Source organism: Paraburkholderia dilworthii (assembly GCF_000472525.1).
Classification (GTDB): domain Bacteria; phylum Pseudomonadota; class Gammaproteobacteria; order Burkholderiales; family Burkholderiaceae; genus Paraburkholderia; species Paraburkholderia dilworthii.
In genome coordinates, this window is the sequence record NZ_AWZT01000012.1 from 48465 (window position 1) to 68773 (window position 20309).

Sequence of the window (20309 nt, forward strand, 5' to 3'; positions counted from 1 at the left end):
ACGGGGTGTGGACCCCGGCCCGCGGCCGGACAGCCGGCTTACGGTCTTAAGTCAGAAAGACCCCCATAATCGTCTAGCTTTTGACTCCCTTGCGAACAGAACCGCCTGTATGGAATCTGACTTCGCACCGTTTAATGTTCCGCTTGATGACGAGAAACATTCACTACTCGCGACGCTCTCACGTGACCAATGCGCGCCGGGGCAAGACGCTATTGCTGCCAATGCCTCGCGCGGCGGCGGATGAACTCTCTCTTCAGATTCACCTTGCGCTCGATGCCATGCGGCGTGGAAAAGGGAATGTGAGCACCGCCCAGACCCTGTGCCAGGCGATGATCCTCGTTGGTCTGTTGGCCGATCTGGGGTACGGTGACGTAACAGTTGAGCAGATGCGTAGCGCCGAGACCGTTATCTCGGAAGCGTTCGATCGGGGGCGCGAGTCGGGCGTCTGGCTGCTCGACGACGACGGCTTCATGCAGTTCGCCCTGATCGCGACCATGTACGACGAGCAGCTCCGGCGCGCACCCATGTCGGCGATGGCCGAGGCGAGCAACCGTCTTGACCGGTTCCGTCAGGGCGAGCCGTTTGATGCGCGGGCTTCTCGTCAGCGCCAGTAAGTCGCAGATCAAAGCGCGAAGACCCAACACTCAAAGGTCGGCATCGCCGCTCGCAGGTCTGACGGCCTATGGACTCGCTGAGGCCCTGCAGGCTTTTTCGCGAATGCAAGGCAAAGCCTGGAACTCGGCGTATCTTTTGGCTGCAATTTCACTTATGCCATTAGAGGAGATTTATGACGTATGGACGATACCCTCGCAGATTGTTGCGCCCTGTGAATTAATAGCGTCCATCTTCGCTCTCGGATAGTTTTTCCGTTACGACAAGTGAAAAAGGACCGTTAGCCGGCTAACGGTCCTCACTAAAGGGAAGAGCCAGCTTTCCCTTGCCCAGCAACGCTTCCAAGCTAGCGCTTGCCGTGACTGACCTTGTAATTTATGGAACCGGCTCGAATTCCGAGCCCCAAGGCAAAAAAACCCGGCTGCAGGAGCCGGGTTGGGTTCACGAGAATGGGCGAAGGCAAAGCCACTAGCAGATAACTTCAACCGTTTCACCGAACGGCGCCTTCTCCGCTCGATTAAGCGGCGTGGTCGACGCCCAAAGAACGGGGTACGACGGCCCGTCATCGGGGAAGCGGCCATCCATGTCGGTGAGATACACGAGAAACGCCGGATGAATGCCCTCTGCTGCGAGCCGCCTGAACGGCTCGACGAACGAAGTGCCGCCACCGCCGCGAACGGGTTGCAGTTCGAAATCGACCGCGTCACCGCGCTCGAAGATCTGCATCTGCGTTATATGCGTATCGCAATCCATTACGATCAACCGTCGCGGCCGCACGCCGTCATTCACAGCGACAATTTCCGCCGCGAACTGTGCCTGCGTTTCGTCCCATACCGAGCCGCTTGAATCGCGAACAAATACCGCGTCGCCTACCGCCGGTTCATGCAACGACGGCAGATACAAACCCAGGTGCAGATAACGGCGGTTCGGCATCAGGTAGCTGTAGTCCGTCGGCGACGATTCCTGCGCAAAGCGGTGCAGGATCGGCCGCCAGTCGACGGCAGGTTCGACCGCTTGCGCGATCATTCCCTGCAGCGCCCCCGGCATGCCGCCGCGCATCTGGGCCGCCTTCGCGGCCTGATGCACGGCAACCTTCCACTCGGCCTCCTGCCTTGCACGGTCGTCGGCGACATACTGCCGGACCTCGCCACATGAGAACGCGCTGTAGTGAGAGGGCCGCGAAGCACTGTGGTCGCCGTTCGCGGATTGCGACGGGCTGCTGCCCCCGTTCGGGACGCCTGGCTGCGAGCCAGACTTCCCTGCCGGTTTGCCACTATCCTGCTGCCCTTGACCCTGCTGCTCCTGCCGTTGCTTCTCCCTGCTCCGCTTCTCCTGCGCGAGGATGCCGTAGATCTCTTCGGCGGACTTTCCGGTAAACCGGGCATCAATCAACACACCCTTGGGCAACTGCATTCCCGCATCAATGATGATTGGATTGATCGCGTAGTCACACGCGTCGTTCCATAGATCCGGGTCGCGATCGCCCTGGCGCCAGCAGTGGCCACCGGCCACGTGCAACACTTCATGCGCCAGAACTCCGCGCGTCTGGAGGTCGTTCAGTTGCGATAGAAACGACGGGTTGTAGCCGATCGAAACCGAATCGGTCCAGAACGTCTTGCACGACGGATCTTCGACGACCTTCAGCCGCAGCGCCAGCGCCCCGAAAAACGGCTGGTCCAGAACAAGCGCGGTCCGCTGCTTCGAGATACGAGCGTCCATAGCCACCTCACGCGACCAGACGCAGAAGCGGCGTCTGCTCCTGAGTCGACGGCTCCTGGTCGATCATCGGCTCCGGCGTGCTGCCCATGAACGCCGCCATCAGGCCTTCGATTTCCTGGGCCTTGGCGGCAACCTGCGAGCGCAGCACGCGCGACTCCTTGAGGTCTGCTCCGGTGTGCACGGCCAGGTGCTTCTTTGCCTGCTCGAGGATGTGCGTGAGCTTCGGGTCGTTGCTGAAATTCAGCTTCGGCAGGAGCTCACACAGTTCGCGCACCTGATTGGTCACGTCCAGTCGCACATTGCCTTCCGCGTACAGCCGGTCGGCAAGCTTCGAAGTGGCTTCGTAAAGGCGGCCGACGAGATCGTTGTTGGCCGTCGAGATACTGGCCAGAACGTGCTGGTCGATATCGGTGCGCAAAGCTGACAGAACGTCGTCGGGCAGATCGATACCAAACTGGGTCGCGTCCGGAAACGGAAGCACAGCCATCTTGATCCCGAACTTACCGGACATCTGCGCGAGGCTCGGGTAATCCGCCTCGTTGAACAGCCCGTTCAGCTCAGCACGTGCCTTTTCCTTCAGGTCCAGATAGTCCGTCAGGAAGACGGACACGGCCAGTTCGAACTCGTCCTTCAGCTTGCGCATCTGATCCGCGAAGTCCATATAGACCATCGTCGGCAGAAGGCGTACGCCCAGCTGATCGTACTTGAGCGAGTGGTCGTAGTAGTACGAGCGGACGCGGTTGCCGATCGACACCACCTCCCTGTAGCTCGGCGCATGTTCAGGCATCAGACGCTTGTTGAAACGGCCGATACCCTTCGTCTCGTGCGACTTTTCAACTTCTTCGGTCGCCTTGACGTCGAAACAGCGTGCCTGCCAGGTCGAGATCGTGACCGACGACAGCATGACTTTAGACTTGATGTTGGTGATGTTCATGGAATGACTCCGACAGATGGATGAATGGATGAGGCAGAAATAAAAAAGCCACGGCGCGCGCGAAGCGGGCCGTGGCAAGGGACAACGGATGAAGCGTGGAAAGAAGGCCTGTCAGCCGCGGATGATTGATCCTAGCGGACCGCTCTGGGCACGAATGAACGCGTGAGTGTTCTGCAACGTCGGCGTGCGCCGGATGGCGTCACGCGCGAGCAGTGCGCCGAACTCGCGATGTCCGGCGTCAATGAGGCGGTCGTTGTAGGTCAGCACACGATCGAAGTTGCCTTCGGTTGCATGCGCTGCCAGCGCGGTTGTCGTTGCGAACAGCGCCGCCGGCGTTTCCGGAATGGGCGCCGTGTCGGGCGACAGCAGGATCGCGTCCGGCGAGGGCAACTCACGATAGATGCCGAGGAAGGCGAGCAGCTCCGTCGCCGCTCCCTCTCCCACCGTTCCCGCGTAGGAGGTCAACTCGAGCGACTTGGGAACTACGTTCATCGTCTTGCCGACGAATCCCCAGCTGCGCGGGCTCGGCGAATTTTCGATATCCCGCGTCGTCTTGCGCACGGACAGCAGATCCGGCCTGAACCGCAGGAATGCGATCAGTTCGGCCGGCACGTTGTTGCGCACCGCCCAGTCCGTCCAATCCTGGATCGTCGGAATCAGTTGCAAGACAGTCGCGAAACGCGAGATGACAGGGTCAAGAATGCCTGTCACGCCCGCGTTGTCATTGCGCCGGTTAGACGCAGCAACGAAGGTGACATGATCCGGCAGGGCATGCGTTCCGATACGCCGCGCCAACAGCAACTGCATCTTGGCCGCCTGAACCGCAGGCGACGCCTGCCCCAGATCATCAAGAAACCAGATCAGGGGCGTCTTGCTGTTGACAGCCGCCTCAAGATCGCCAAAAGGAAGGTGGCGTGCTGTCGCGCCGTCGGCAGACGGAAACGGCAGCCCCTTCGAATCGGTTGGATCCTCGACCACCGGATGGCTGATGAGTAGCACGTGACCGGTTGCTCGCGCAACCTGTTCGACGATATCGCTCTTGCCGATGCCCGGGCTACCGGTAATCAGCACCGGCAACCGCGCCGGCACAAAGGCCGTGAGAAGTTCGATCAGCTGCCCTGCGGTCACCTGGTTGGCAGGCGCCTGATTGGCGCCAGCAATAGATGCAGCAGCGTTGTTACGTGCGTTCATGGGGTTCTCGCAAATAGAAATGCCCCACGAACCAGCGCCCCAGGGGACTTGGTCCCTATGGGGCGGGTTAGGTGTGCCGCTGTCGCGGCAAGTCGATGCGTCGGACGACGCGGGAAAATCAGTGGTGCGTTACGCCCACGCGCCGACCAGTGCGGCCAGTTGCGCCGGCGTCAGCGAACCGCGCGAAACCGATGCGGTGCGCAGGAAGATCATCTCGCCGTAAAGGTTGGCAAGACAGCGTGCTTCGGCACAAAGAACCAGCACGTCCGTCTCAAACATCGACGGATTGCGGTTGCGCCAGACGTTGATAGCGTCTTCGATCTGCGCGATCGAGACCTCTGTTGCGTCGGAACTCACAGGGGTGTTCATGGGGATCCTCAAGAAGAAGTGCCCCGACGACGCCCGGAAGGGACGAAGTCCCTCGGGGCAGAATTGTTGCCGCGTATCCGGCAGTTCGATGCGTCCAGGACGCGGGTGATAGAGACAGTGTAGGCATGCCGCCATCTCTGTTCGGCGCGTATGCTGCGAAAAAACGCCCCGCTTAAAATGCGCTGCAGCGTGCGCTCCGGTTTCCACGGACGAAAAAAAACCGGCGCATAGCGCCGGTCTGAGTCAGAGAAATGTCGAATCAGGACAACGACAGCGAGGACTGCGCGGACAACATTGCATCGACGCGCGCATTCAACGCTCGTTCGCGTTCACGAAATACGCGCGATTTTTCTTCACTGACACCGTTGTACTTCTCGATCACGTAGGAGAACGCGGACGGTCTTGCGGGGCCGCGCCAACGCTCCCATTCCTCCTTGATCCGGGCGCGCTGATCCGGTGTGCAAGCGAAGTACTCCCGACGCGCGCGCCGCCATTGCCGCGCGTACAGATCCCGCATACGCTGCTCGGCCTCCATGAACAACCTCTCGCGACGCGCGTGCTCTTCGTCCAGCGTCCGTGTGGGCGGTAGCTCGAGCTGCTCGCTGAACAGCGGATATGCCTGCGCGAGCTTTTCGCGCTGTCGCTGCTCGCGACTGAGGAAAAGTGCCTGACGGCGGCTCGTCCAGGAGAAACCTTCCGGCCGACCCTGACGGTCAAATCGCATATGCCCTCCCCTTACGCAGCACGGCGCTCGAGGACCGCCCGCGCATAGGCGAGCGTGCCATCCTTCGCCTGCAGGCGCCGTCCTTCGTTAAGCGCCGGGTTCACCAGTGCGTACTGAAGAATTGCACCGACGCGCCAGTTACGGATCTCACTGAAACCCGATGCGATGGCGTCGTCAACATGCGTGACCCCGTCGATGACCGCGCCGTCAGTGCGCTTGTAACGCGCGCTCTGCGCCGCGTCCCTGGCGCGCTGCGCGTCGTCAGCCCTGCGCTTTTCCATCTTGCGCTGTTCATCGGCCTTTTCCCACTCACGCTCAGCGGTTTCGTCAAAGCCACACAGACTGAAGACAGCACGGCGACGGGCTTTCGCCTTCACGCCCCGCAGCTTTACGCCGTGGAACTCCTCGACGGCCTGTTTGCTGCTGCGGTTGCGATCGTCCGGCGTATCCAGCAGATTCAGAAGCATCGAAAGATCGCGCTCCTCGATCGCTGAAGCTACGCGATTGGGCCACTCGAACGACTCGCGCCCATGTGACAGGAGCGCCATCTCGCACTCGAGCTTGTGCCGGCGCGCACTCATCCGACCTTGCGTGCGTTCCATGTGCGCGCGGTCCACCGTCTTGTCGCGCCGCCAGTCCGCCAGCAACTGTCTCAGCCGCGCCGCGAAGTCGTTTAGCGGCTCCCCGATGGCGACAGGCGTTCCGAACATTGCCGGTAACGCCTCGGCGCTCACGATCTGCGCATCGAAGAGAGCATCATCTACCTCGATGTATCCCGCCGTTTCGGGCAGGTGCGCCGTTGCAGCAACGATGGCATCGATGTTTTCTGCCGTAATCGGTTGCTTCGCGTGACGCATGACCGAGCTAACGCACTGCAACCTGTTTGCCGAGAGCCGGCCGCGGACTTCGGGCACGGTCAGCAGCGGCACCGCCCACTCCAGGTCATAGCGGAATGGCTGCTCCATCGCGCGGTAATCATCCATGACCACCGCGGGGACGTCTTCATTGCGAAGCAGAGCATAGGCGACATGAACCTCGTGACGACCGTTCACCTGACCTCCGGCCACTGCGGGACCGCCTGAGCCGAAGCCAAAGCGTGCGATCGCCGCGTCATGGAAAAGCGACGACAGATTGAAGAATTGTCGCGCATCTCGCGCGGCCGCCTTTTCCGCATCGATCTGATTGGTCGACAGGAAGCTTTGCGGCGCACGCGCCAGTTCGAAGAGCCCGAACAGCTCCTCCCAGTGCGTCGGGCGGACCTGCCAAGGACGGGCCTGCTCTCCATAGGCGGACAGCCAGAACGCGTGAACCTCGTCGAACAGTCGGGCTACGATCTCGGCAGCCGAACCTGCACACCGAAGCGCCAGCGTGCCGTTGTAGCGCGTCACGCTTGCCGGAATGGCGTCGCTCTGTAGCGAGATTGACGACGTGTCTGCCGCCTTTACGTGTTCGTTGGTGAACAGCGCGATGACGCCCGCGAGCGTCGGGGCGGAAAATGTCTCGTTGGGAATGGATAGTGTGTACATTGATGTTGGCTCCGCAAAATGAAAAGGGCCAACGTCCCCGATGGGGATGTCGGCCCATCGGGGTTCAGGGAATTAAACGCTCTTCAGTCGATGTCCAGCAGACGCGAGACGACTGCTGCTATAGACCACGCTTGCGAGCGCGAGAGTGATTTGATGCGGATGAGTGGAACGCTCTTCCACAACTGGGACTCACCATCCGTGACCAGTTCGATCACGTCGACGCGGATGATCCATCCTTCGGAATTGCCACGACCGACCGCCAGACTCACGCGGCGGGTTGACTCCTCGACAGGCCACGGGGCCGACGGCCCAAGGCCAAATCTGTCTGGGCAATCTACGTCGATGAAGTTAGCGTGGCTCACCCACTCGGGTTCGATTTCGGTACGGCGCAACACACGGGAAACCTGATCTACGACACTACCAACGGTCATACCTACCGTTTCAAAGGGGGCCGCCGCTAGCGCGACGGGCAAGTCAAGGGTTAATGGCATGGAGGGCCCAGAAATGAAAAAGCCGCACCCGAAGGTGCGGCCAGATTGGTCTTCAGCCTGTCAGACAGGCTCAAATAGTCGATTAACGCGGGATGCGCGAATGCCGACGCTCGGTGTCCTTGCGGCGGTTGTGCTCCGCAAAAATGCCCAAGCCAAGAAACGCCAGCGCTACACCCAGAGCGAAGAAACTGAAACCCATGCTCATGCTCCTTTCATGGAAACCATGCCCTCGTAGTAAGTTATCACAAAGGCGAGGAGCAGATTAACCTCGCTCAGAATGTTGCTGGCCGTCCACGACGACGTGGAGTGCCAGAAGCCAATCGCGCCGATCAACGACGCTGCGGAAAGCGTATGCATGAAACGACCAAACTGTTGCCATTGGTCCTTCGTTTGCGGAATAGAGGCCTGCAGGACCCGCAGCCACCATACTGGAACTGGAGCCGATTCCAGCGCGCCTTCCGGAATGATGAAATTCCCATCGACTCCCTGGTCCAGCGTCACCGTACGCCCTCTGATTGTTGCGGAAACCCTGGGCGGAGCCTCCGTCATCGAGAACTCGCGCAAAAGCACCGCGAGCCTTTCAGGCAGGCAGACCTCACCTAGATCCGGCAGAAGAGCCGCTCTATCGGCGATTGTCATGCCGGAGGCGTATTCGACACGAATATCGATGATTTCCATTGCGCCTCCTACCGACGCTCAGCATCGAGGCCGCCGGCAAGCCGGAGACCACCGAGCAGCACCTTATAACCATCCGCGGACGAGAGCTGGTCGAGGGATACAGCATTCTCGCCACCGCCCGACATGTCGGAGCGGCCACGGCGGGTGCGGAACGACACGGCAACCATCTGACGTGTCGGCGTGTCCGCGACTTCCAGCATGAGGGCCGGGGTGCGAAGAGTCACGCGACAGCCGCGACCGCGACGCGCCGGTTCGGCGACGATCTCGTGTTCGTTCGAATGCAAACGAAGGTCGCGAGCCACGCGTCGCAACATCCGCGTTGCGTGGTCGGTTATCGCGGAGTCCGTCGCCGCGCCCGCACTGCGGCGGTCGGCATAGAACACCTTGGGGACTTTCAACATATAAACCTCAAAAAAATAGCGAGGTGCCCCTTTCGGGAACACCTCGGAATGAAGAGACAGGCCAGCTAAGGCCAGCCGCATAGCAATGAAACAGGTCAGTGCGTAACGCGCAAACCCGAGTTGGTCGAGATAAGCAGGACGTGATCGCCCGGCGCAAACTGCTGATCGTCGGGTTGAGCCACAACCACGTCGCGCCCTGCGTTCGTGTGCACGATGATTTCGAGGCCTGCGTGATGCGACAGCACCTGAGAAACCTTCTGCGTGATGAAGCCGGATGCAGCTCCGGACAAGGCGCCGGCGATGTAGCGACCGGTGCCGTTGCCAATCGTGCGTGAGCCAAGGAAAGCACCGACGCCCGCGCTGATGAGCGACGTCAGACCAGAGTTATCCTGGCTGGCTTCGATCGTGATGGCGCGAGTACGGAGAACCGTTCCCTGTTCGAGGGAACCCGCGTGCTGCACGTCATACCGCTGGTACGTATTCGGAGAACCGAAGTCGATACCGGCGCAAGCCGACAGCATGGATGCGAGAACGAGACTGACGATGATCTTGAACATTTGATTGCCTCAACGAAATTGGGGCAACCGTCCCGTCAGGGAGGTCGCCCTGACGGGAAAAGGAGAGTTTTGATTCAGTGAACAGTAGCCAGGCGGCGATGGTTCGCGTTTCGGTCGCGGACAGCGAACCAGCGCACTGCGGCGAGCAGCGCAGCTGAGAGCGGTGTGAGAACGAAGACAAACCAGAAACCGACGCCTTGCATGAACGCGCCGTACACGTAGCCGTGTCCGGTAACGGACTCGACCATAAGAGCAGCGAAAGACAGTTGATGCGAGCCGACGTGCGCCAGATAGGTATCGAGAGCAGCCGGTCCATGCGCACGCAGCAGATCGAGTTGGCTCTGCGCTTCGAACGCGCAGCCAGAAATGACCAGTGCGCAGCCCATTAGAACGAGAACGGCACCTACGATAAGAACGAACTGGGACGAAACGACCGTGGCCGCATGGTTTCGATTCGACATGGAACAGCTCCGAAAAAGCGGGAGCCGGTCCCGTTGGGATTGGCTCCCAACAGGGTCAAATGTGCGCTTCAGGTGGGTTACACCTGAAGCTGTGAACAAACGCGGTTACGACGAACGGCGGTGAGATAATGCAGGGCGACGGGCAAGAATCCGACCGCGGTAAAGCGAGCGACGCAGTAACCAATCAATGGTTACAGACTCGATTCGAATAACCAGTCACACCGACAGACATCTCCGGGCTCCAGACCGCGACGGTCTGGCTACCGAGGATCCACGACACGTGTTCGTCAGTTCCGGCGACGCGCCCTTTCGCAGGGACAGCATCGGGAAACTCACGACGGAGGTCCGTGGCGAACATCTCATAGTCATACGCAGTCTTGGCCTGACTGAAACCTTGGCCGTAGACGAGACCTAGAAGTTCACGGGACTTGCTGTAAGCATCGGCCGGGGAGACAGATGCCTTAGCAGGGGTGCTGATCGGATCAACAGAAGCGAAAGCTTGCGGCAGCATGGTGCGGCTCCAAAAAAAGGGAGCCGGTCCCATTGGGATGGCTCCCAACAGGGTTGACAGACGGATTTGATCCGTCGTGAACGACCGACGATAGCCGGTCAAAGGTTCGAGCACTCCAGCAAGCTGGAGTGTTCTTTCGATGCGCAGAAGCGCGGGTGATAGGGTGAGTCTAGGTCAAGTCGAAGCAGCCGAGACCTGGAAACATCGTGAAACGCACCCCGCTTTCGCCGTTATGGCTCGCCACCGGCCGCGCTTGACTTCTTCACGTAGCTGCGAAGATGGATCATCAAGTCCACTTATATCGGCTATGCCCTCCCAGATCATTACCCTGTCCACACTGCACCGCTCACTGCGCAATCCGGTTGGCAGGCTCGACCGCTTCGTGACCACCACGCAAGAGGTTGACGCGTTGCTCGATAGCGACGCGGTCGTCGCGATCGGCGTTAGCGGTGGAAAGGACAGCGTTGCATGCGCGCTTGCTGTCGCACGTCATCTCGACGCGATTGGTCATGCCGGGCCCCGCGTGTTGGTCCATGCTGACCTCGGACGCGTCGAATGGAAAGACAGCAAACCCGCTTGCGAGCGGCTGGCCGCCCATCTCGGCTGGGAGCTTCTAACTGAGCGACGCCAGGCTGGCGACATGCTGGCGCGTTGGCAGAAGCGCTGGGAGAACAATGTCACGCGCTATCGGGCCTTGTCTTGTGTCAAGCTGATCTTGCCGTGGAGCACACCCTCCATGCGCTTTTGCACCTCAGAGCTCAAGACCTCCGTGATCACCAGCGCCCTGAAGAAGCGCTACCCGGCACGTGACATCATTAACGTCACAGGTGTTCGACGTCAGGAGAGTTCGGCGCGAGGCAAGATGCCGGTCGCCGCTCCCCTCGCCGCCCTCACCCGGCGCAGCCACAAAGGCTGGACGTGGAACGCGATCATCGAATGGCCGGTAGAAGACGTGTTCGGGGAGATCGCAGCGGCCGGACTTGCGCTTCATGAGGCTTACACTGTGTCCGGTGCCTCCCGCTTCTCCTGCGCGTTCTGCATCATGAGTTCGTTGGAGGATCTGCGCGCCGCCGCTGGCTGCGCCGATAACCACAACCTCTATCGCGAAATGGTCTCAATGGAAGCAGCGTCAACTTTCGCCTTTCAGGGACAACGATGGCTTGCGGACGTATCGCCAGACCTGCTTCCGTTGAGCTTGAAATCTGACATCGCGCGCGCAAAGGCCGCTGCTCTTCAACGCCAGGCGATCGAAGCGGAGATCCCCTGTCACCTGCTTTTCACGTCCGGCTGGCCAACCGTACGCCCCACCTACGAGGAAGCCGTACTCCTGGCGAGCGTTCGCACCCGCGTAGCGTCGCTCGTCGGTATCGACATCGAGCATATGACGGCCGACTCGGTCGCGCAGCGATATGACGAACTGTTCGCCGCGCGCAACGCCTCACAACCGGAATTTTTTTCAGGGGACAGCGCGACTGCTGTCCCGACGCAAGCCTCGTTCGCCTTCTGAACGTGCCGGACCGGCTATCGGCGGACGGTGTGAGTGCCCTGGCCACTCGCGGAAAAAAAAGCGCCGGTCCCCGGAGGGAACGGCGCTCGTCGTCATACGTTCAGTACAGCCGCCGACGCAACCACGGGCGGGGGTTTCAGACGCACTGCTGCGGCGAACGCAATAAAAGTCTAGCCCCTGTGACCGGGTGTGTTCGGTGACCCCTCCTGCTCACGTTGGCCAAGCAGCCGTACCGAATACGCCCCTGCTATGCTGCCTTCCATACCGGCAACGAGGGCCGCGACAGTGTCTTCGATCTCGTCATGAGGCATGCCGGTCGGGAATATCGCAAAGCTGCCCGCTAATACATTCTCGCCAGCGCTTGTGAATTCGCCGTTCTTTAGCCACCAGCGATCGCACTCGCGATCGAAGCTCAACCAGATGCTGGCCCGCTTCGGCGCGACAACGGTCTCGAACGTACTGCTGAACGCATCCACAATCCGGTCCTTGGCCCACCCGTGTTGCGCCAGGCTATCAACAATCTTCTGTTTCATGATTCTCCGGTCAAAAAAAAAGCCGCTTCCCGAAGGAAGCGGCATATCAGAGTGCGGCGGATTTCTTTCGACTCTTGCGAGCCCTCTTCTCCGCCGGTTTCGGTGCTTCGTACCCGAAGCGCGCCCATGCAGCAGGATCAGTGGCAACCGGATTCGTTCGCCCCGTTGTGAGGTTCACGAATACGGCCGACCAGTCCAGCGACCCGGTGCGAAAGAGCGTCCACAACAGATTGAACGCCTGCACCGAAATCGCCTGGTTGATGACCAGCGACTGCTTGCGCAGTGCGTCGGCCATCGAACAGGACGGCGCGTCGTCGCCTTTGTCGTTCTTCGCGTTCAGAAGGTCGGGAAACAGATCGCCCACATGGGGCAACCTGTCATGCCGTGCCTTTCCAAACTCGCCGAGAATGACCTGGCCGCGATCCGTCTCATTGCCGCAGTCGAGGTAGTAACGGCACGAGCCGCGCTTCGCAGACTGCACGATCGCATGGCGCGCACGCCGCGTGTCAACACATCCGATCACGAGATCCGCGTTAAGCCGGACACTTGAATCGACACGACGCGCCTCCGCAACCCACCGCGTACCCATGAGGTTGTTCAGCCGGTTCACAAGCAGCAACGCCTTGTACTGACCCACGTCGTTCGGATAGAAGCCCTGCCGCCCGACATTCGTCTCGCTGACCGTGTCGTCGTCATACACCGTGCATTCGATTCCACCCGGGTGTCCGAGCTCGATCATTGCGTGGTGCAGCCGCGCGAGGCTGGGCAGCAATGCACTGCCCGTGCCGCCAGCGCCAACGACAACCACCCGCCAGGCCTGCGTGAGCATGTGCTGTGGAATGCAGTGTTTGATGGCGGTACTCATGCCGTCACCTCCGCATCCAGCGCCGCCTGCCACGTGCCGGGGATACCGTCGTGCTTCTCGAATATCCCCTTGGCGCACAGTCGAAGCGCGACCGATGGTGCACGGTCGCAATGCCCGAGCACCAATGCGAGTTTCACGTCATGCCGGTCGTCATCGTTGTCCGTTCGCGAGAAAAACGAGGCGCCCGAGCCATGCGAATGACAGTCCAGCATGACGCTTTCGCCGTCACGCAGAATCGGCCGCTCATACACGAGATGCCCGGGACCATGTGACAACGATGGCAACGCAACGATCCGGAATTCCCGCGTGTGGTTGTTCCAGACGATCCATGCCCCCGCCTCGTTCGGCAGAGCAGCACGGGCTATCTGGTAGAACGCAGCTACGTGCTCTCCCGGTACAGCGCCGCACAGCAGTTCCGTTGATTCGGCAACCTCGCCGTACGGAATCGCTGTGCGCACGTCGTAACGGGCTATGCAGCGGACCACCCGGATCCACGGACGGAACACTTCAAGCCAGATGCCGTTAGAGGCGATGAGCAGCCGCTCGCCCGCGACCGTCAGCGGCGGCACCGCCTCATTGCGCGGGACCATCACGGACGGAAACGACTTCTGCAGGACTGCGTCCAGGGCGTTCATGCTGCACCTCCGACGCGACCGCTCACCAGCGCCTGCACCGTGAATTTCGTCGGCACGAGGCATTCGAGCGGAAACGTCTCGCCGAACTTCCCGTCGAGCATGTCGCGCCAGAAGGCGTATTCACCATCCGTGTAGCTCACGCGCTTGCCGCCTGCGTTGGGATGGGTGAAGGCCGACTCGAAAAACCCGGCTTCCCAGCGGGGGATCGATGCCACATCGACACGTTTGGGCACCCGCGCCGTTCCGATGCAGATGCCGCCCTGATCCCACGTGTTGAAGTACGGCGGCTCAAACAGCTTCGTGCCCGCCGTGGGTCGCTCTCCATCGGCGAGCGCAAAGACGCGAAATCCCAGACTGGACGCCTGGAATACGAGTCCCGGATGCGGCACGACGGCGGAGCGCTCACCAAGGTTAGAGCATTTGAAGAACACCCGGCGCATTCCGCCCGGGCACCACCACGTCACGGCCGCCGACGAGACACCTAACACCGTCGGCGGCAGGAACTCCGCCTTCGGTGCGGCGTGCTCCGCCAGTTTTGTGAGCGCAGAAATCAGCGCGTCGCGCTGCAGCGGCCGACCAGCGCCGACCGTAGGGCGCCCGTTCACCAACGCGATCGGGTGCGCCGTTGCAAACACCGTGCTGTCATCCTTCGCGCCGTACAGCAGCAGCGCCGACTGCAGTGCAACATCTGCACCGGCGCGGCCAGTTGAGATACCAGACATAAGAAGACTCCTAGATGATGTGCGTCACCAACGCCAGCAGGCGGTCGAGACGCTTCAGAATGGAAAATGCGAGCTCCCAGTCGGCGTACTGCCGGCGGATCGCGCGCGCGTTGGCGCCCAATGCGATGAAGCCGTGATAAGTCGTGGCCTCGCCGCTTTGAGCCTCGCTGTCGAAATGAGCGTCGAGGATGTCGCCGGTGAACTCGTTGCCGTCGTAGACGATTCCGCATCCCGCGTAGACGGGATTGGTCTCGTAACAGGCGTCAAAAAGTCTTCGCCGACGCGTGCCGTGCATCAGCCGGTTCAGGCTGAGCAATTCTGTGCAGACCCGGCGAACAGTCCCCCTGCTTCTGGAACGCAGCGCAAGCAGCTCGTCGTCCGTCAATGCCGGACGAAGCCGCCAGCGGCCGCCGGTGAAAACGGAAGCTTCAGCGTCCTCCGGGGCCAGCATGGGTCTGACGACCGAGGGCAGATAAGCCTTGCGCGCCTCTTCGTCTTCGCCAAACCGCTCCTTGAGCATCTCGTCCGCTTCCGCGTCGGTGATGCGCTCGTCCCCGTCCCAGTACCAGCATGAAAATTCATACATGAACCAGTCGGGGGTTCGCAGCCAAACCGTACGCAGGGAGGCCCGATGGATGACGGACATGACCGTGCGCAGAAGCAGCGGATGCGCGGCGCGCAACTTCGCGGCCGTCGCCCCGAATGAGCAGATCCATTCTTCTGGCGACTCCAGAGCGAAGAACAGTGGCGAAGGATCTTCGTCATTGCTCGCCGTTCCGGTGTACCGCAGGACGTCGCCCACCGCGTGGCTGTCGAACAGCCGCGCCTGCACCGTGATTCGCTCGAGTCGGCATGTGTGGCGCCTCGCCCAGGCAAAGAACGCCTGCTGCAAGGCATCTCCAGCATCGACCGGCGCGTTCACGTCTGCGGCACGCAGGGGTCCGTACAGGAAGTGCTTTTTTGCCAGAGACGCGAGCGATACGTCCTCGCGCCACTTCACGCGTGCAGCGACAGGGACGTCGTCCGCGACGCTGGGCAGCGTCAGAAAATCAGTGGCAGGTCGACATCGGGCAACGGCAGCGCGTGGCGGTTGCCACGACCCACCGGCGCCGAGAGTGAAGTGCGAATCAGCTGTTGAAGGATCGAAGAGCATGAGCGGGCTTCCTCGTCATAAAGAAAAACCGCCCTTTCGGGCGGTTCCTGGTTGAATGCCGCGTCCGGTCCGGACAGGGCTTTGAGCAAAGCGTCCTTACGCATGGGAGCCTTTGGCCCCTGCTGCCCGGACGAACGTATAACGCATCACGTTCCCACTGATTTCGGGCCCGTCTACCGCGGCCGTCGTCAGTTCAGGGTACTGTGCGGTGAACAGATCGCGAACCTGATCCGGCGTGAACGCCGGGCCGGGATCGAGAAGGGTCATGCCGTTGTAGGCGAACTCGCGAATCACTGCCGCAATGGAGATCGACATGGCAGGCCCCTTATCCGAGAAGCGACAGCAGGTCCGTGCCTTTCGGCCCGGCGGATACGGGCTCGGCCGACGCTACAGCAGATGCGGGCTCCGACGCTTGCGCATCGTCATCCTCATCGCTCTCGTCGTTATCCGCCGCGCTGCTCGAAACCGGCGCAGGAAGCGCCTTCTTCGAACCGCCCTGCAACGCCTTCTGCGCCTTGCCGGCCTGCGACTTCGTCGCTTCTTCGAGGATCGCCGTTGTTGCTGCGACCTGCTCCTCGAGCGACTTGTGCGAACCCGTGTAGGTCAACAGTGCGGCCGCGAATCCCTCATCGAGCTCCGCCGAAGTGGCCGTGAGCACGAGAGGCTGACGCAGCGCCGGGTCCGGCGCACCTTGCGGCACGACAAACACCGCCAGTTGATCACCGGCTGCCTGCAACGTCATGACGACCTTGCCTGCGGAGCGCACGAGCGCTTCCAGTTGCTGAAACATGATTGACTCCAGAAAAAAGTGAAAAAGCCGCACGAGGCGGCGTATACATATAGAGGGGGAACGGGACGCAGAACGCGCCCCGCCAGATCAGAACTTCAGCACCTTCGGCAGCTTGCCCGCATAGTCGAAACCTTCGACCTTGAGCAGAGCCTCGATGAGTTCCGGTTTCGATTTCGCGAAAACCTTCTTGAAGTTGTCGCCGAGCGCTGCGCGAATACCGATCTCGTCGGCCAGCACCAGCATTTCGGACTTCGTAATCAGCTCCAGAAACTCCTTGTCGAGCTTCCAGTGCTTCTTCAGGTCCAGCTTGTGCGACTTGCACAACTGCGTGAGCCGCGTGACTTCCAGCCCCTCGATCGCCGCAAACAGCATGGCAATCATGAGGTCCGCCTGAACCTTCTCGCTGGTCGCCTGAACAGCGCTGACCGACTTCGGAAGATCCGCCATCGGCAACTCGACGTCGCCACCGACCATGCGCTCGAAGAACTTGCGGAACGCACCGTCCTCAATGTGCCGGGCGTTGCCGCTTAGCACGACTGCGATCAGATACTGGCGAGCCAGATTGTGATCCATGCCGATGTCCATGCGTAGCGCCTTGCGCCAGAGCTTCACGCGATACGCCTTGACCTTCTCAGACTCGGCAATCACCGTGACCGATGGGTTCGTCGACGTCGGCGCGCCTGCAGACTTGCCGGCCGTGCCGCTCGCGCTCTTTGCCGCCGGCGCTGACTTCGCGCCTTCGGCCTGCTTCGGCTGCTCCGCGGCCTTCTCTGCCTGGATGCGCGCCGCCACCTTCTTCATGTTGCAGACGGTGTCGAAGCATTGCCCGCGATAGGCCTTACCAAGGGATTCTGGCAAGCCGCTGACAGCCGCGCCGTAGTTCGCGCAGGCATGACAGGCTTTCGCCTGCTCAAGCCCCACGCCTTTCGGACCGTCCACCGCCAGTTGCACGCGCGTGTGGTTGTCGCCAGCCCGCACGATACGCACGGTCTGGAACTCATCACGCAGGCCTGCCGCTGTCGCTTCAAGCTGCTTCTCCGTTTTCTCGTTGAAACAGGTTTTGTTCGTACAGTTGCCCGTACCGATCGCTTCGCCAAACATCTGCGCCTGCGTCGACGAGTTGTGCGGGCAACCCGCGCAATCCGCCTTGTCGAAGATGGCTGATGCCAACGCGCACGACGCCGATTCCACCAGCTTGCGCACGTCCGCGACTGAACGCTTCTCCGCGACGACGACGGGCAGGACCTTGTCCTGATTCTCTTTCGAGAGCGCCGCCAGCAGCTCGGCGTGAGCGATGTTGATCTTCCGCTCGCTCAGGGCATCGAGCACAGCCGTCGAACAGTTCAGGAGCGCGAGGCGGCTATCGAGGGTCGAACGTGACCAACCAAGGATCTTGGCCGTCACGTCGCGATCGCCGCCATGGATCCCTAGCAGCTCAGCTGCGTCGCGAGCTTCTTCGGCGGGCGAAAGGTCCTCGCGCTGGATGTTCTCCATGAGCGCAATACGCCGCGCTTCGGCTTCGTCGACGTCCTTTACAACGATGGGCATCGGGAAGTCTTCGCCGTGGGCTTCCATGGCGCCGCGGTAACGGCGTCCACCGGCGATGACCTCGTAGTCGAAATCGCCGTCAACGACCGGACGCACGATGATCGGCGTGTCCACGCCGTGCTGACGGATCGACTCGGTCAGTTCCGCGAGCGCCTTCGGATCGAAGTACGTGCGAGGGTTCCGACCGATTCTGATGCGCTTGAGGGGAGCAGTAAGTTGTTGTTGCATCGCAGGTTCTCCAGAGAGGGAACCTGCCCCCGTTCGGGAGTGGTTCCCGATGGGGTCAAAGATGAAAAGCCGGATAGAGCCGGCAAGGTCGATGCGTCAGAGACGCGGTAAGTATTTGAACGATACCGCCAGTGACGGGCGTCGCCGCAGTGAAAAGGTGCAGAAATCGTATCGCCTTTTGCCTTCAGCGGACGAAAAAAAACCCGGTCGCAAGACCGGGCTTTCTACATACATCGCTTTCACCGGGTGTTGCCACCCGGATCGGCGTGAGAAAACAGTGATCCATCAAAACAACGTCATCTGGTCGATACGATCGAAGATCGTGGGCTCTGTGCGCTTTGCCCCTGGCTCCTTTGTCACCTGCTCAAAGAGGTCCGCAAGCGACGACGCCACGGTCAGCGGCGCGCAACCGTCGCTTTGATCCTCTACCGCGACGGCGATATCGGATTCTTCACAAACAGCGGTATCGCCAGCGTGCAGCCGGCAAGTGCCTGAGTCTATTTCGACATCATCGGTCCTCGCTGCCTCAGGTGACTCAAGACTGGATTGCGGCATCGCCGCCTCATCTGCGGGGGACACCTCAGGCTCAACAGGCAACTGCTGCCTGCTACGCCTGAGCTTCCTGTTCCAGCCTACGAGCACGTGGGCAGGCGTGTACCACACTGACCAGACCTCAAGCGACAGCGCGTTACCGTGCACGACGACCGCTGCGATGCCCATCAACGATAGCTGCACGTACGCCATATGCACGCACCGCGGGTCAATGTCGACGCAGGTCGCATGGAGGGTCTCAGGATAATTCAGGCCCGCCTGATGCATGGCCTGTGCCGTCGCCACCACCATGCCAGCCGAACCGCAGGCCGGCTCCTGCAGGGTCACGAAGCCCTGCTCGCGGATAGACGCGCCATCGCCCACGGTCATCATGGCCATTAGCAGCGACACGCTATATGGCGTGAAAAACTGCCCCGCGCGAGCGTTCCCGAGTTCCAGCGCCATGAAAATTTCGCCGAGAACGTCACCAAGTCCGCTGGCCGGCTCATGACCGGAGCCCGGGTCCCCGATCGCGTCGATGCGCGTGCTGTAGCACATCTGCAGTTCCGCAAACATCGCGGCAAACCGGTTAACTTCCTCCCGTTTGTATTTGCCGACAACTTCGAGGTAACGCTTCTCGCGCGCTTCGAACTGCGACTGGTCGACCTTGCTGCTAATGGCGATCGCGCTTACTTCAACGAAATCCGCGAACACAGTGTACGGATCGTGCGAATGCGTGAACTCGCGCATCAACTTGATAATCGCAGCCTTGTGCGGATCTCCACTGCTCGCGGCACGCTCCTTCCTCTGCTGGCGTCCCATTAGCGTTCCCCTGCCGGGGCACCGATATTGCCCAACTGCGATTCGAGCACCGTCCACAGCAGGTCGAAGTCAGGGACCTCGCCCAGCGCGAGCGAGCGCTCGACATCGAAGTCGGCCGCCTTGAGAATCGCGGCGCGATGAACTAATGGTCGCTTCCCCTCGCAGGCAAATTGCTCGCGCGCTTTCCAGATAATGCGCGTGGCAAGCGTCTCGTACGTACGTCGTAGCTCGTCGACCACCTGTGCGGTAGTCGGCACGCGCACGGCGGGGTCGGGGCTCTCGCCAAACAGGCGCTTTTCAGTCGCTGCGATCGCGCTGTAGTGACGCCATGCCGCCGTCTGCGCATCAATGAACGTTTGAATAAAGTGATTGAACATGCCGGATTCCATAGGTGATCCGGGGCGCATCCCCAACGGGGCGGCCCCGTTGGGTGAGTGAATACTGCTGGTTAGACGCGGTAGTGAGCGCGCACGCGACGGCGCCGCTCCGCGAAAGGACGGCCACCAGTTATCGACACCGGAGCCGCAGCCACCAGATGACGTAGCGCTGCCGCGCGGAACTGTGGCGAGTAACGCTTTTTCGCGCTAACGATCCGCAGCAGCTGGTCATGAGAAAGACCATGCGTCTGCCAGACCATCAGTCCGAAAGAGAAGAGACGTTGACGATTCATGCGAGCTCCAACGATTGGACGGGAGCACGCCCGCAACGGGTGTAGAGCCCGTCGGGGTAAATGAAGACCGCCGGCTCGTCGCAGGCGGGTGGTCGATGCGTCAGGGACGCGAGAGATGCAACGATGGTATC

Annotated in this window: 26 protein-coding genes; 2 read left to right on the forward strand and 24 right to left on the reverse strand. The window is 61.0% G+C overall.

Annotated elements, in window-relative coordinates; genetic code table 11:
* Positions 1-146: 146 nt before the first annotated feature.
* Positions 147-614: a hypothetical protein gene (locus F759_RS0113205; protein ID WP_027800274.1), complete on the forward strand. Its 468-nt coding sequence runs from the start codon at positions 147-149 to the stop codon at positions 612-614.
* A gap of 466 nt (positions 615-1080) precedes the next feature.
* Here the strand turns inward: F759_RS0113205 and F759_RS0113210 are convergent, their stop codons facing one another.
* From F759_RS0113210 to F759_RS0113270, 13 genes are all read right to left on the reverse strand, one after another.
* The gene (locus F759_RS0113210) at positions 1081-2331 is read right to left on the reverse strand and encodes a vWA domain-containing protein (protein WP_027800275.1); all 1251 of its coding nucleotides are present in this window, start codon (positions 2329-2331) and stop codon (positions 1081-1083) included.
* Between the two features lie 7 nt (positions 2332-2338).
* On the reverse strand, positions 2339-3265 hold the full coding sequence (locus F759_RS0113215; RefSeq protein WP_027800276.1) for a hypothetical protein: 927 nt from the start codon (positions 3263-3265) through the stop codon (positions 2339-2341).
* Between the two features lie 111 nt (positions 3266-3376).
* A complete protein-coding gene (locus tag F759_RS0113220) occupies positions 3377-4456 on the reverse strand; it encodes an ATP-binding protein (RefSeq protein ID WP_051377240.1) in 1080 nt (359 codons plus the stop codon).
* A gap of 129 nt (positions 4457-4585) precedes the next feature.
* On the reverse strand, positions 4586-4825 hold the full coding sequence (locus F759_RS0113225) for a DUF3717 domain-containing protein (RefSeq protein WP_027800278.1): 240 nt from the start codon (positions 4823-4825) through the stop codon (positions 4586-4588).
* A 259-nt stretch (positions 4826-5084) separates the two neighbouring features.
* On the reverse strand, positions 5085-5549 hold the full coding sequence (locus F759_RS0113230) for a hypothetical protein (RefSeq protein WP_027800279.1): 465 nt from the start codon (positions 5547-5549) through the stop codon (positions 5085-5087).
* An 11-nt stretch (positions 5550-5560) separates the two neighbouring features.
* A complete protein-coding gene (locus F759_RS0113235; protein ID WP_027800280.1) occupies positions 5561-7075 on the reverse strand; it encodes a hypothetical protein in 1515 nt (504 codons plus the stop codon).
* A gap of 83 nt (positions 7076-7158) precedes the next feature.
* Complete coding sequence (locus F759_RS0113240) at positions 7159-7566, reverse strand: hypothetical protein (RefSeq protein WP_027800281.1); 408 nt, start codon at positions 7564-7566, stop codon at positions 7159-7161.
* Positions 7567-7648: 82 nt separating this feature from the next.
* Positions 7649-7771: a hypothetical protein gene (locus F759_RS44825; protein ID WP_274533475.1), complete on the reverse strand. Its 123-nt coding sequence runs from the start codon at positions 7769-7771 to the stop codon at positions 7649-7651.
* Positions 7768-8244, reverse strand: a complete 477-nt coding sequence (locus F759_RS0113250; protein ID WP_027800282.1) for a hypothetical protein — start codon at positions 8242-8244, stop codon at positions 7768-7770. Before F759_RS0113250 ends, F759_RS44825 begins: the two co-directional genes overlap by 4 nt.
* A gap of 8 nt (positions 8245-8252) precedes the next feature.
* The gene (locus tag F759_RS0113255; protein WP_027800283.1) at positions 8253-8645 is read right to left on the reverse strand and encodes a hypothetical protein; all 393 of its coding nucleotides are present in this window, start codon (positions 8643-8645) and stop codon (positions 8253-8255) included.
* 95 nt (positions 8646-8740) lie between these two features.
* Complete coding sequence (locus F759_RS0113260; protein ID WP_027800284.1) at positions 8741-9202, reverse strand: outer membrane lipoprotein; 462 nt, start codon at positions 9200-9202, stop codon at positions 8741-8743.
* Between the two features lie 74 nt (positions 9203-9276).
* Positions 9277-9663, reverse strand: a complete 387-nt coding sequence (locus tag F759_RS0113265) for a hypothetical protein (RefSeq protein ID WP_027800285.1) — start codon at positions 9661-9663, stop codon at positions 9277-9279.
* Between the two features lie 184 nt (positions 9664-9847).
* Positions 9848-10174, reverse strand: a complete 327-nt coding sequence (locus F759_RS0113270; protein WP_027800286.1) for a hypothetical protein — start codon at positions 10172-10174, stop codon at positions 9848-9850.
* A 307-nt stretch (positions 10175-10481) separates the two neighbouring features.
* On the opposite strand from F759_RS0113270, the gene F759_RS37675 reads away from it, so the two are divergent.
* Complete coding sequence (locus tag F759_RS37675) at positions 10482-11681, forward strand: adenine nucleotide alpha hydrolase family protein (protein ID WP_084534253.1); 1200 nt, start codon at positions 10482-10484, stop codon at positions 11679-11681.
* 170 nt (positions 11682-11851) lie between these two features.
* On the opposite strand, the gene F759_RS37680 is transcribed toward F759_RS37675, so the two are convergent.
* From F759_RS37680 to F759_RS0113330, 11 genes are all read right to left on the reverse strand, one after another.
* Positions 11852-12214, reverse strand: a complete 363-nt coding sequence (locus F759_RS37680) for a hypothetical protein (protein WP_051377255.1) — start codon at positions 12212-12214, stop codon at positions 11852-11854.
* A gap of 46 nt (positions 12215-12260) precedes the next feature.
* Positions 12261-13079 (reverse strand): PRTRC system ThiF family protein, encoded by an 819-nt coding sequence (locus tag F759_RS0113285; protein ID WP_027800287.1) that lies wholly within the window; start codon positions 13077-13079, stop codon positions 12261-12263.
* On the reverse strand, positions 13076-13714 hold the full coding sequence (locus F759_RS0113290; RefSeq protein WP_027800288.1) for a PRTRC system protein A: 639 nt from the start codon (positions 13712-13714) through the stop codon (positions 13076-13078). Before F759_RS0113290 ends, F759_RS0113285 begins: the two co-directional genes overlap by 4 nt.
* A complete protein-coding gene (locus tag F759_RS0113295; RefSeq protein WP_027800289.1) occupies positions 13711-14436 on the reverse strand; it encodes a PRTRC system protein B in 726 nt (241 codons plus the stop codon). The genes F759_RS0113290 and F759_RS0113295 overlap by 4 nt, the downstream gene beginning before the upstream one ends.
* A 10-nt stretch (positions 14437-14446) precedes the next feature.
* A complete protein-coding gene (locus F759_RS0113300) occupies positions 14447-15589 on the reverse strand; it encodes a PRTRC system protein F (protein WP_027800290.1) in 1143 nt (380 codons plus the stop codon).
* A 96-nt stretch (positions 15590-15685) separates the two neighbouring features.
* On the reverse strand, positions 15686-15904 hold the full coding sequence (locus F759_RS0113305; RefSeq protein ID WP_027800291.1) for a PRTRC system protein C: 219 nt from the start codon (positions 15902-15904) through the stop codon (positions 15686-15688).
* A 10-nt stretch (positions 15905-15914) separates the two neighbouring features.
* Complete coding sequence (locus tag F759_RS0113310; RefSeq protein WP_027800292.1) at positions 15915-16379, reverse strand: PRTRC system protein E; 465 nt, start codon at positions 16377-16379, stop codon at positions 15915-15917.
* A gap of 87 nt (positions 16380-16466) precedes the next feature.
* Positions 16467-18155, reverse strand: a complete 1689-nt coding sequence (locus tag F759_RS0113315; protein WP_027800293.1) for a PRTRC system ParB family protein — start codon at positions 18153-18155, stop codon at positions 16467-16469.
* Between the two features lie 285 nt (positions 18156-18440).
* Positions 18441-19400: an N-6 DNA methylase gene (locus F759_RS0113320; RefSeq protein ID WP_244438821.1), complete on the reverse strand. Its 960-nt coding sequence runs from the start codon at positions 19398-19400 to the stop codon at positions 18441-18443.
* A gap of 107 nt (positions 19401-19507) precedes the next feature.
* Positions 19508-19897 carry a hypothetical protein gene (locus F759_RS0113325; RefSeq protein WP_152530627.1) on the reverse strand — a complete coding sequence of 130 codons (390 nt, stop codon included), beginning with the start codon at positions 19895-19897 and terminating at the stop codon, positions 19508-19510.
* A 59-nt stretch (positions 19898-19956) separates the two neighbouring features.
* On the reverse strand, positions 19957-20178 hold the full coding sequence (locus F759_RS0113330; protein WP_027800296.1) for a hypothetical protein: 222 nt from the start codon (positions 20176-20178) through the stop codon (positions 19957-19959).
* Positions 20179-20309: the final 131 nt, after the last annotated feature.